This window comes from uncultured Paraglaciecola sp. (genome assembly GCF_913058035.1).
Taxonomy (GTDB): Bacteria; Pseudomonadota; Gammaproteobacteria; order Enterobacterales; family Alteromonadaceae; genus Paraglaciecola.
In genome coordinates this window covers 1-12,781 of record NZ_CAJXPA010000132.1, presented here as the reverse complement: position 1 = coordinate 12,781, position 12,781 = coordinate 1, and the positions used below count along the sequence as shown (strand labels likewise).

The 12,781-nt window shown below is 38.1% G+C and carries 8 protein-coding genes; 4 read left to right on the top strand and 4 right to left on the bottom strand.

Annotated features, from left to right (window positions below):
• The first annotated feature begins 362 nt into the window (after positions 1–362).
• Complete coding sequence (ggt, locus tag QZ562_RS15420) at positions 363–2,099, top strand: gamma-glutamyltransferase (RefSeq protein WP_293761900.1); 1,737 nt, start codon at positions 363–365, stop codon at positions 2,097–2,099.
• Positions 2,100–2,273: 174 nt separating this feature from the next.
• Here the strand turns inward: ggt and QZ562_RS15415 are convergent, their stop codons facing one another.
• Positions 2,274–2,681 carry an ACT domain-containing protein gene (locus QZ562_RS15415; RefSeq protein WP_293761898.1) on the bottom strand — a complete coding sequence of 136 codons (408 nt, stop codon included), beginning with the start codon at positions 2,679–2,681 and terminating at the stop codon, positions 2,274–2,276.
• Positions 2,682–3,026: 345 nt separating this feature from the next.
• Between QZ562_RS15415 and QZ562_RS15410 the strand changes: the two genes are divergently transcribed.
• The gene (locus QZ562_RS15410; RefSeq protein ID WP_293761896.1) at positions 3,027–3,281 is read left to right on the top strand and encodes a DUF6482 family protein; all 255 of its coding nucleotides are present in this window, start codon (positions 3,027–3,029) and stop codon (positions 3,279–3,281) included.
• Between the two features lie 59 nt (positions 3,282–3,340).
• On the opposite strand, the gene katG is transcribed toward QZ562_RS15410, so the two are convergent.
• Positions 3,341–5,605 (bottom strand): catalase/peroxidase HPI, encoded by a 2,265-nt coding sequence (gene katG, locus QZ562_RS15405; protein ID WP_293761894.1) that lies wholly within the window; start codon positions 5,603–5,605, stop codon positions 3,341–3,343.
• 814 nt (positions 5,606–6,419) lie between these two features.
• Here katG and QZ562_RS15400 point away from each other — a divergent pair.
• The gene (locus QZ562_RS15400) at positions 6,420–6,656 is read left to right on the top strand and encodes an ATP-binding cassette domain-containing protein (protein WP_293761892.1); all 237 of its coding nucleotides are present in this window, start codon (positions 6,420–6,422) and stop codon (positions 6,654–6,656) included.
• A gap of 848 nt (positions 6,657–7,504) precedes the next feature.
• On the opposite strand, the gene QZ562_RS15395 is transcribed toward QZ562_RS15400, so the two are convergent.
• Positions 7,505–9,610 carry a diguanylate cyclase gene (locus QZ562_RS15395; RefSeq protein WP_293761890.1) on the bottom strand — a complete coding sequence of 702 codons (2,106 nt, stop codon included), beginning with the start codon at positions 9,608–9,610 and terminating at the stop codon, positions 7,505–7,507.
• Between the two features lie 1,161 nt (positions 9,611–10,771).
• Positions 10,772–10,894 carry a hypothetical protein gene (locus tag QZ562_RS15390; RefSeq protein ID WP_293761888.1) on the bottom strand — a complete coding sequence of 41 codons (123 nt, stop codon included), beginning with the start codon at positions 10,892–10,894 and terminating at the stop codon, positions 10,772–10,774.
• A gap of 737 nt (positions 10,895–11,631) precedes the next feature.
• On the opposite strand from QZ562_RS15390, the gene QZ562_RS15385 reads away from it, so the two are divergent.
• A complete protein-coding gene (locus QZ562_RS15385; protein ID WP_293761886.1) occupies positions 11,632–12,750 on the top strand; it encodes a response regulator in 1,119 nt (372 codons plus the stop codon).
• Positions 12,751–12,781: the final 31 nt, after the last annotated feature.

The following is a 12,781-nucleotide window of genomic DNA, read 5'->3' as shown; positions in this document are numbered from 1 at the left end:
TGATTATTTAACTCAGTCAAACATGAATTTTAAAGCGTTCGAATGTTTTAGTCGGGCTCACATTCTTTTGATTAAGTCACTAAATATCCTGCTAAAAAATATTGAAGTTAAGCCCCAGATCTATCATTTTATACAGCAGTTATAATGACAAAGGTTCATTCACCATAAACAACAGCTTATCATTTTTTCACACCTGTTGATCCAAACAAGCCTGGCAGTAGTGATTGATTAGTTTATAAATAAGACATATCACGGTAAAGTCCATCCATATAGTTTTCTTTGGTTCTAACGCAAACACTGTTGTTTTTCTTAATTTAAATTATTTTGCAGAAATCATTCTTTAATTTTTAAAAGGTCATCTTATGTATCAATACAGTTTTTTGTGTCTGTTTATCTTCGCTAGCCTTATGGCTTGTGCTAGTGAAAACACGCCTACGAAAGAAAAAAAATCACCTGCGATGGTAGTCACGGCGAATCCACTTGCTACTGAAGCCGGATTAGAAATATTAAGAGCAGGTGGCTCTGCTGTTGATGCCGCCATCGCTATTGAAGCGGTACTTAGTTTAGTAGAGCCACAAAGCTCTGGCCTAGCTGGTGGTGGATTTATGGTGCACTTTGATGCCTCAGAAAATGCAATATCTGTATTTGATGGCCGTGAAACGGCACCTGCTGCTGCCACTGCTGACATGTTTTTAGATGCTGATAACAAACCTATGCGGTTTCTTGATGCCAAAAACAGTGGTTTATCTACCGGCGTACCTGGTCTACTAGCAATGCTGTCACTTGCCCATGAAGACCAAGGTTTATTAGAATGGAGTTCACTGTTTGACCGTGCCGCTCAGCTGGCAACAGACGGCTTTAATATTTCTCCTCGTTTAAATGGCATGTTAGAGCGCTATGGAAAATATATCCCAGCTACCAAAGAAGAGGGGCCTACCGAGGCCCATGAGTATTTTTTTGGTGACAATGGCCAACCCCATCCAGTAGGTCATTTATTAAAAAATCCAGACTATGCCAACACATTAAAACTGATTGCTGCAGATGTATCGGCATTTTATAAAGGCCCAATCGCTGCACAAATTGCCGAGATGGTGCAGCGTCCACCCCGTGCTGGCAGACTGACAGTAGAGGATATTGCCAGTTACAAAGCGGTCAAGCATCACGCTTTATGCCAGCCTTATAAGGATGTCCAAGTTTGTGGCGCTCCCCCACCCTCTTCATGGGTAGCAGTAGGTATGATTTTAGGCATATTAGAAAACAGCCATGGATTCTCAGAAAAAGGTGCTGAAGATCCAATGAACTGGGCACTATTTGCCCAAGCTCAACAATTAGCTTATGCCGACAGAGATCAATATGTTGCTGATACTCGGCAAGTGGATGTGCCGCTCCAGGGTTTGTTACATCATGACTATCTTGCACAACGTGCGGCACTGATTTCTAAAGACGCAGCCATGCCGTCTATTCCTGTTGGAGACCCTTGGAAATACAACGCCACAACCACTACTCAAATTAATGGGACCGACGCCACTCAGGACGTACACGGTACAACCCACTTTGTCATTGTTGACGCACAAGGTGACGTCGTATCAATGACTGCGACAGTTGAAAGTATATTTGGCACCACTCGTATGGTCGGAGGCATGTTTTTGAATAATGAATTAACTGACTTTTCCTTTAGACACATCGATGACAAAGGTTTACCCATTGCTAATGCAGTCGCACCAAACAAAAAGCCCCGTTCATCTATGTCACCCACCATAGTGTTAGACAATGACGGTAGATTTTTAATGGCTACCGGCTCTCCAGGTGGAAACAATATTATCGCTTATACCGCAAAAACATTAGTGGGTGTATTTGACTGGGGGTTGAGTCCACAACAAGCTGTAGATTTGCCAAACATGGTGGCACGGGGCGAAAAAGTGAGATTAGAAAAAGACACCACCCCAGACTCTTTAATCAAAGCATTACGGGATTTTGGTCTTAACGTTGATGCATCTCGAGGTGAAAACTCAGGTTTAAGTGTAATTTTACGTAAACCTGATGGCACCTTAGAAGGCGCAGCAGATAAACGTCGAGAAGGAGTGATTGGCACTTTGTAAATACAACTACAGCATGAACTGTGAAAGTTATTCGAGTGCTACTTACAGTGTATTTAACCTAGCTCTATCAGTATGATCTAGGCAGATACACTGTATATGGCAGGTTTCATTGACAATTTAAGGCTTAGTTCCTGCTTTGAAGTGCATACAAACAGTTTGTTTTTTCATCTCATATCAATGACTATCTGTGACCAGTTTAAGAAGACAGGACAAAGCCTGATTTGCTTTAGCAACGGGCACAAAAATATGGTCATGATAATAAGCCGCAACTACATTAGCACTGATACCTTCGTTGGCTAATGCACAGGACACCGCAGCCGTAAGCCCAACAGCCTCGAGGCTAGAATGTACCTTTAACGTGATGCACTGATAAACACCCTGATAAGTTATGCCTAAAATATCAGCAATGCTTTTTAGCACAATCACCGTTAAACCTTCTTTTTCGTAAAACATGCCAAGCGGTGCTAACGCAGTAACGGTAATAGGGCTATCTCTATCTAATGAAGCAAACACATACTCTGGCTCGCCCAAAACAGGCTGCATTGAGCTGATCAACTTACCTAAATCTGTCTCACCCGCCATATCTATTCCTTATACCTTGTATCAATGTACTTACTAAAGCTCTAGGATCGCATAGTGACTGGCTTGAAGCTCGTCAATGATAATCTCCCCCACCAGCTCGAACATAATGGGAATAACTTTTTCTAGTTTTTGCTTTCATGACCACTCTCTATAAGCGACCAACTGCCCATGTAACGGTTTGATAGGCAATGTCGCACTTTGCGCTTTAACATATTTTACACAACCCAATATCAGGCCTACTATTATACCAACTTATATTTTCTATCCCAACCTTGTAATAGTGGCTTAATTTTATGATCTAAATAAACGAAGACCTCGTTCAAAAACATCATCAAAGGGTATTTTATGAAATTATATATTGAATCAATCGAAGGTGGCACCTACTTGGCGTCCGTAGGTGAAAAAGAAAAACAGGACATCGTTCGAGATAATAATAATGAACCTATGACTTTTGACTGTCTTAACGAGATAAAAGCGCATCTTCACCACAAACGCTTTGACGAAGTATGGTTAAAACAGAGCACACCTTACGATGAAATGTGTGGATTAGATGACAAACGTGAAAAACTAGAAATGTTGATCGAATGGAATAAAAAGTAGAAGATTTAATGGGCTGTGGCTAAATTTTTAACCTCAGCCCATTGCTAATAAAATCTACACTATCTATCTAAATTCATCACCTTAGTCCACGCCTTGATAAAATCATCTACAAATTTCTGCTTCGAGGTATCATAGGCATACACTTCAGCTACTGCTCGCAACTCTGAGCTAGACCCAAATATTAAATCTACAGATGTGGCGGTCCACTTCGCTTGGCCCGTCTTACGGTCCACACCTTCGTAAACACCATCAGTTTCAGATTTTTTCCAGACAGTTGACATATCCAACAAGTTAACAAAAAATTCATTGCTTAATGTGCCAGGTTTGTCTGTCAACACGCCGTGTGAAGCTTGGTTGTGATTAGCGTTTAAGGAGCGTAATCCACCCACTAACACTGTCATTTCTGGCACCGTTAGTTCCAACTGATCAGCTTTATCAACCAGCATTTCTGTTGGTGATTTATTACTATATGAAGATTCAAAGTAGTTACGGAAACCATCTGAATTCAACTCAAGTAAACTAAATGAGTTCATATCAGTTTGTGCTTGAGTTGCATCGCCTCTGCCTGACGTAAAAGGAACAGTTACATCAAAGCCTGCTTCTTTTGCTGCTTTCTCAATAGCAACCGCACCACCCATTACAATCAAATCAGCTAATGACACCTTGTCACTATTTAGGAAACCACTTGCAGCGTCGTCTTTAATATTCTTTAAGACTTTTAACACTTTTTCTACTTCAGCAGGATTATTCACTTCCCAATCTTTTTGAGGTGCAAGAGCAATCCGCGCTCCATTAGCACCACCACGCATGTCTGTATCACGATAACTTGCGGCAGAAGCCCACGCCACACGGACTAACTCCTCAGTACTAAGGCCAGACTCCAAAATCTTAATTTTAAGCTTTTTCACAGCCTCAGCATCGATGGTAGAACGGCTATCTTGTGAAATAGGATCTTGCCAAATATGAATATCCTTTGGTACGTCTTTGCCGAGGAAATTACGTGGTGGTCCCATATCTCTGTGAGTTAATTTGTACCACGCTTTTGCAAAAGCTAAACGATACTCTTCGGGGTCAGCCAAGAAACGCTCAGCAATCTTTTTATACTCTGGGTCAAACTTCAATGCTAAATCAGCGGTCGTCATCACAGGAGCATTAGACTTACCTTTAATATGTGCATCAGGAACAACGTTGTACATGGACTCATCAGTGGGTATCCACTGAATAGCTCCAGCAGGGCTTCGAGTTTGCTTCCATTCAAAATTCAATAAGTTGCTCAAATACAAAGATGTCCAGCGCGTGGGCGCCTGCGTCCACGCACCTTCAAGACCACTGGTAGTGGTATCTTCAGAATGGCCCTTACCACACTTATTTTTCCAACCAAAACCTTGTTCTTCGACACCGGCTGCAGATGGCTCCGGCCCTAAACATTCAGCAGGTTTTCGTGCACCGTGCATTTTCCCAAATGTATGACCCCCAGCAATAAGTGCCAATGTTTCTTCATCATTCATAGCCATACGTGCAAATGTCGTACGGATATTTTTAGCCGAACCTATTGGGTCAGGCATGCCTTTTGGACCTTCTGGGTTCACGTAAATCAAGCCCATGTGTGTCGCGCCAAGTGGACGTTGCAATTTACCGTCTATGTCTTCGCGATCACTGGCCAGCATTTCTATTTCTGGGCCCCAATAAACCAAGTCTGGCTCCCAGTCATCGGCTCGACCACCAGCAAAGCCATAGGTTTCGAATCCCATGTTGTCGAGAGCAACATTACCAGCAAGTACCATTAAATCAGACCAAGAAAGTGCTTCGCCATATTTTTGCTTAATAGGCCATAAAAGGCGTCTAGCTTTGTCTAAATTACCGTTATCTGGCCAGCTGTTCAGCGGTTCAAATCTTTGCTGACCACCACCTGCACCACCACGGCCATCTAGTGTTCGATAGGTGCCTGCACTATGCCAGGTCATACGAATAAAAAATGGTCCATAATTACCAAAATCAGAAGGCCACCAATCTTGTGATGTGGTAAGTAATGTATCAATATCTTTTTTTGCAGCGTCTAGATCAAGCCTACTGAAAGCAACGGCATAATCAAAATCAGCTCCATAAGGATTTGATTTGGCATCTTGATTTCTAAGAGCAGATAAATCGAGTAAATCTGGCCACCAAAATTGATTTGATTTTGGCTGTCCTTCTTTAGTCATACCTGTACCCACCGCGCCTTTGGGTTTAGTCATTTCGGCAGCCTCAGCAAAAACACCACCAGATATCAGTGACATACTCAAAAACCCAGCAATAGTTGATTTTAAAATTTTTTGTTTTTTCATTATTTTTATACTCCAGAATTAATTGTTTCGTTGGTCCATATCAACGAAATAATTAATTATCACACTAAAAGTGAAGTCAATTTCTATCCAGAATGAAATTATACTTACACGGATCATCGCCATAAAATTTTCTAAAAAAGTACTTATCAAAAAATGTATTAAGGCAATTGCTGAATATAGTTTATGTAGAAAATTGCAAAAAGCGCTTTAAATAAAAACGATTTAGTTAATCGTAAAATCTAAATTATATGAAAAAACATAAAATATTAGGGCTAAAGCGTTCAATCTTATAGATAATATTTCCCTTGTACTGATTTGATACTTGCCTTTAACAAAGTGGACCTAAAACTACTTTATGTAAAAACTTACTTGCCGATTTAACATCAATTACTCACTTGTGAGAACGACTTAAATCAGCTCTACAGCATAATTTCCTTAGGTGTTCCAAATGTGACCCAAAGGTGCTGATCGATCCATACTTGTATTAAAAGCCCACTATATTAAAAGCCCACTATATTGAAAGAACTAAACATCACCTGAGGAAGACTTATTGATACTAAAACCACTTAGAACTTAGCTAACCACAGCTAAACAATATTGTTTAAAAATAAGGCTCAATTTTTTTCGATGACTTAGAAAAACCTTGTCACGTGTTAAAGACTTGATGTGGCAGAAATGGAAACAATCAGCTTTATGCGTCAGTAACAGATTAAAAACAAGTCGAATCAATCTTAATGTGAACCTAAAAATTAAGAGACCACACGTTCTGTCATTATGTCTTAAAGCTATATGGGGCATTTTTAGAGAAGCGACTATGCACAGAATTCATCGATTTTGCTTTCAAGCCAAATCACTGACAAAAATACATGTAACAAGGGAAAATACAGTACACACATTACGCGGATCATCACTTGATATACCGGAGGTGGATTTCGCTGTTATGATTGGTCCATCAGATAGCGGCAAGTCGACTTTTTTGAATACTATTGGCCGTTTAGATCACCCCACATCTGGGCAAGTATTTTTCAAGGTAGAGACTTGGCGAGGTTAAACGATCATATATTGACCTATTATCGACGTAAAATATTGGCTTTGTGTTTCAGGCTTACTATCTTGTTGCTAGATTAACTGCATTGGAAAACGTGGCCTTAGTCGCTGATATTTCTCTAAATCCACTGCACCTCATAGATGCATCACACATTATTGGACTTAAAGACAGTGCCAATCATTTCTCTTCAAAAAGGTCTGGAGACGATCAATAAAGGGTGGTAATTACCCGCACCATTGCGAACGACCCAAGGTATTACTGTGTGATGAACCCACTGGCACTTCGGACAGTGAAACTGGCATAGTTGTATTAAATGCGCTGCTAAACGTTAACCGAGATTTTGACACAACCTGTATTATCAACACCCACAATGCAGCTATTACAAAGCTCGCACATAGAATCATTTATTTTAGCGATGGCAACATTAGTCACATGCAAATGAACACCAATCCAATTAACCCTGAGCAAATTGATTGGCAATCTAATGATAAGTGCACTCAATCGAAAATTACTACGAAATACCTGAAACATTAAAGGCCAGTAGCCGTAGTGATGGTCATAACAGCTGACATAGCGGTATTTTTTATAAAAATATCACCACAGAATTAACTACGATATGGCTCTCATCGTTATAAAACTAGATCTGAGCTGCCACTACCTCTCATTATTGCTTGTCACCTTTGAAACTCTTCACCTTTGAAACTCTTCACCTTTGAAACTCTTCACCTTTGAAACTCTTCATCTTTAAATACAAATGCCGTGATGTTTAATTCAATCATTTAGCAAGCTCATTTTGAGTGAATAGCCGGAACTTAAAGGCTAAAATGAAGCGTCGTACTGGTCTTTTAAGGTTAAATAGTGATTACATTTATTTGGTTACGCCCATTGCCTTTACTCAGGTAAAGCTGCTTATCTGCCAAAGAAATGAGGTCAACCATCGATTTAGAGAAATCGTCCACCACATTAACGACCCCAACACTTACGGTTAACTGAATAAGTTTGTCAGTATAGATTTTTTGACGATCTTCTATTGCTTGATGAATGGACTTTATATGGTCTAAATCAAGTTGTGGCTTATCGCTAGCAAAAAATATCAAAAACTCTTCACCTCCGTATCTTGCAACGATATCAGTGTCTCGAGGACACATATCCGCAATAACATTAGCAACATCAACCAGGCACTCATCCCCAGTCTTATGACCATATGTGTCGTTTATATTTTTAAAATGGTCAATGTCAATGAAGGCTAGTGTGCATGACTTTTTATTACGCTTATAAAACATATATGCTTGTTGAGCTTTTTCGTTAAACGCTCTCCGGTTAAATAAGCCTGTTAATGAATCGGTCCTTGAAACACTTAATATCTTTACGTTCAACGCCTGTAATTCTTTGGTTTTTTCTGTAACTTGTTCTTTTAACTCACGTTGAAAGTCCTCAGAAATTTTTTGGGTCTTAATAACATTCTCTGTTACGTTAAACATTTCCTGACTTACTTTCGCCTCTTCTAAAAGTCTTTCTGGCTCCTTTTGTCCTTTGATAAAGGCTTCTAGGTTGCGCAACGGGCCAACAATATTTGATGCCAATCCTCTTGAGAAAATAGCGATAAATACTATATTTTGTAAAAATATGATGACCATAAATATAAAATATGCGCTAGTATCTTTAAATATTCTGCTGGGATCTGTAAGTGCATAAATTTTCCAACCATTTTTATTCGAAAACTCCCTATACAAATATTCTTTATCAGAAATCGTAATTTTGGGAAGTGAGAATGTATATGAGGCCTGCCCTATATTTTTTTCTAAAAGAGCGAGTTTCTTCAAACCAAATATTGGTGAACTATAAATTACAGAGTCCTTAGCATCAGTCACAATTAAGGCTATTTTGGTATTTTGAATAGCATTAATGACACTTTGATCAACTAAGCTATCAAGTTTTACAGCAGCCTGTACCAAACCTTCAAAGCCATTTTCAGTTAAAATAGGCGCAGTAATCGCAACAATATCTAGCGAACCAAAACCACTTCCTTTAATTGCATTAGATATAACCGACTCTTTATTTTTTTTTGTCTGCTGAAAATATTCGCGGAATGAAATATTGATATCATTCAGTTTAGGCAACTTTGCGGCATACTGGTCAGGAGCGGCAATCAGGATCATTCCGTCTTTATCAGTTACAACCATACTCTCAATATTAGTAGTCGTATTTGCGACGGCATCAAGTATATTGGCACGATATTGAATATTTTTTTCATTGGTTATAAGTGCTGCAGTTGATGTTAATGCGTGAACTCTATTGCCTAGTAATGCGATAGAACTTCTATTAAGTTCCTCTATAGCGTTGTCTAAATCTCGGCTAACAGAAATCTCGCTAATTTCTGTTGAACGCCAGATAAAAAATAACACAACAATAAACAATGGCAGCATAACGCTGACAAGATTGAACTCAAATACAAGCCTCGAAAATTTAGGAAGGATATTAAACTTTTTCAATTGACTATTAATCGGAAGCAGCCAATAAACAAGAAGGGCTGACATTCCACATATGTAGCCACTCAATATAAAAGGTAACGCAATAAAAACAGATACTTGGAAACTTAGAGATAAATTAATATAAACAATCATGCTGGTTATAGGTAAGCCAATAACTAGCCAAAATAATAAAATAGCCGATAAAAATCTTACTCTGAAGTGAAGCATTGTCACAATTACAAAAAACTGCAAGCTATGTAACCAACCAATAAATAGAGGGCTTTCATAAATTAACAGAGGAGCCATGCTTGCACATAAAACTAATACCGAGATTCGAAAAGGCAAGGCAAGAAGACAAAATAAGACAATAGCGCTACCAAAATAAATGGGAACACCTCCAGCCATATTTGCTACAACAAACGCATTTAATATAAAGGCAAAAATGCCCAATATTAATCCGATTAAGTAGATAAATTTCTTGTTCATTGGTTGAATTTTTGTTCCTTATAAAACTTCGCTTTACATGCTTGCGTGCATGCCTATCAAATATAGGAACTGTTATACATAATTAAATAACACATACTTTATTATCATTATGCTGATTTACACTACTAATTGTTTGTTCACATTATTTGTGTTTTTAATGCTAAGTGCAGCTTTAATCCTAACCTTACATTAGAATATTCTTATTGCAATTCTATGTTTGCATAAACGATGCCTTGTAAAAATATAAATTTTGCATCACTAGCGTCAACTTTTCTCGATTAAAGCCATCAATTAGATTTGATAAATGCTAATTTCTGCCGTCACTGAATAAACTACCCGGATGAAATTCATCACATATACATTATTTATTATAACGTATCAGTAGATAGATCGAGGCCTAAATCATCAAATCATAATAAGATGTAATAAAACCCGTTACCCTTCCATAGGCACCTACTCTAACCTCAAACATAATCACGTATTGTAATTACGTTTGTTAAAACTCACTTATTTAAAATTCACTTATTTAAAACTCCTTACATGAGTGCAAGTCAAAATTTGAAACATAAACCTTTGAACAAAAGCTGTATCAGGTTTTGTTTGTCAACTTCAGCAGTCCTTAAATGTTAAGGGAGTAGTAGACAAAGTTATTAGAAAAAGTATTAAACAAGAAGGTCTTAAACAAAGGTTTTAAACAAAGGTTTTAAACAAGCCACCCATAATAAATCTTGCCGAAAACAACAAAATACATCGTCAACAAATTGTTGATTTGTATCAGGTAGATATGGAGTGCTTAGTTACTTTCATAAAATTAAAAAGAAAATCGAGTGAAAGTTCATTTTTGGGCGAAGTTATACAGCTAGGTGATTATCTAGCTGTGTTTATTGGTTTGTTTGGGGATTACTCGCAGCAAAGAAGTGTTTTTCAATCTTTGTCGTAAGAGTGAACCATTGTTCATCTGATAAACCTAATCGTCGTAAGGTAGGTTGAGTACGGTGCTTAATGTGCTTCGTTTTATCATTTCAGATGATACCTGCTGTGTTGTCGACTAACTCATAATAGTCCTTAGTGAAAAAGCGATACCTTTGAATGTGTCTTCTCTGATGTTTCTCGTGTATTCGTTATCTTGGCGCAAATTGGATTTAGGTCTACATTAGCCGTTCACAAAATAACGGCTCTTTCACCTAATAAAGCTTGTAATTTAAAACGACCTTCCCAGAACCTACTTGTATAGTCATCTTCTTTGTTGGCGGCACGGGCTAGGTTTTCATTTAAGTTGCGCATCAGTCAACTAATGTCATGTAAGCGTCTACGGTACTCAGTTATGGTGTCACCTAAAGTCAGTCTTTCACCTTGGCTCAGTGTGTCACCTTTACAAACATCTGAGTAAGCAATGTACCTTTATGTAAGCGTTGCCAACGCTGAACCACATCATAGTCTGACCAAACTTGCGTTTGTTTCACGTTTACGTGTAACACCACATGTACATGATTACTCATCACAGCATATGTGCAAATATCTATGGAAAACACTGAAAATAAAAACAACAGTCCTGTTTGACCCACTATATGCGGTGTTCATAACGTTGACCTAAATATTTATCAAACCCACATAGAAAAGTACACAGCAGGAAACACAATGGTAATAAGGGGTATACAACAAATTAATTTGACTACTACGAGGCTAGGGCATGACATCAATCCTTTGATATAATTGCTGAACTAATTTTAGTTTGTGTTGATAGGTAGTCAAATTACTATGGGTGGCCTAGTAAATAAGGCGAATGTCAGCACTAAAGTTCATTATAAAATACCTTGTAACCGCTCTAAAGCTATATAGTTCCTCGAATACTTTTAGAACACTCGACCTTAAAAATGTAATATCACAATAGAATTGTCCATATAATTATTAACATAATTCTAAAAGCTCTATACTTATAAATTTATCTTGTTTGTCGAACCAACAACAACGTGCTACTTTCTTATTCAATGAATTTTGTTGAAAAAGGAGCAACAAAACTTATGCCAAACCAAGGTCCTCCAAGAATACTAATAGTTGACGACTCACAAATTGACTCATGTGTTACAGCGGAAATGCTTCGAGGTAATTATCAAACAATTACAGCTATAACTGGTGCAGATGCAGTCCAAGCATGTAACAGCGGATATCTACCTAAACTGATCCTGATGGACGTGAGCATGCCTGATATGGACGGTTATGAAACCTGTAAGTTGCTAAAATCTAATCCACTGACTAGTAACATACCCATTATTTTTATTACAGCAAGCTCGTCCAATGAAGAGAAGTTAAAAGCCTTTGAACACGGCGCAATAGACTTTTTAACCAAACCTGTATGGCCCTTAGAACTTCTAAAAAAAATAGGTCGCGCTATAGAAGCGGACTACAAAGTGGAAACGGCACTAAACGCTGCCATGGCGGCGATAACGGATACTGAAGAGCAAGCCATTATTATCGATTTTTTACAAAAAAGCTTTGCTTGTAAATCATTCGAAACTTTAGCAGAGTTAGTTGTGAAAACAACATCGCGACTAGAACTATCTAGTACTGTGCAAATTAGAACTCCTAATCAAAATTTTGAACATTCTAGCTCTGGTCAAGTGCCACCTATTGAATTACAAGTTTTTGAGGTGACAGATAACCTACTTCGCATACATCAACAAGGTCCCCGACTAATTTTGAGCTTTGGTTCAATATCTCAACTCATAAAAAACTTGCCTAAAGACGAACTAAAAGTGACTAAATTGCGTGATCAGTTGACTATTATTCTTGGTGGTGCTGTGAGTCGAATTCAGAATATTTTGTTAAACCAAGATTTAGAACTTTTAATGCTTGAAACTAATGAATCATTAATAAAAATCAAAGAATTACAAACGAATCAAAAACGTCAAGGACTCCAACTTGCTGATGATCTAAGAAATGATATTCGCACAGCATCACTTAATTCCGGTCTGACCGAAAAACAGGAGCTTATGATCTCATCAAAGATAGAAAAGTTTGCAGAACAAAGCGTCGTTGTTTTTGAGGAAGGTTTGAAAGTGGATAATGAACTCAAGAATATTGCAGAAAACATCGGTCAATCTTATCGTCGTATAGGTATTTATATCAGCTTTAGTGATTAATTTAAGGCAATATATGGATAGGGCTGTATTA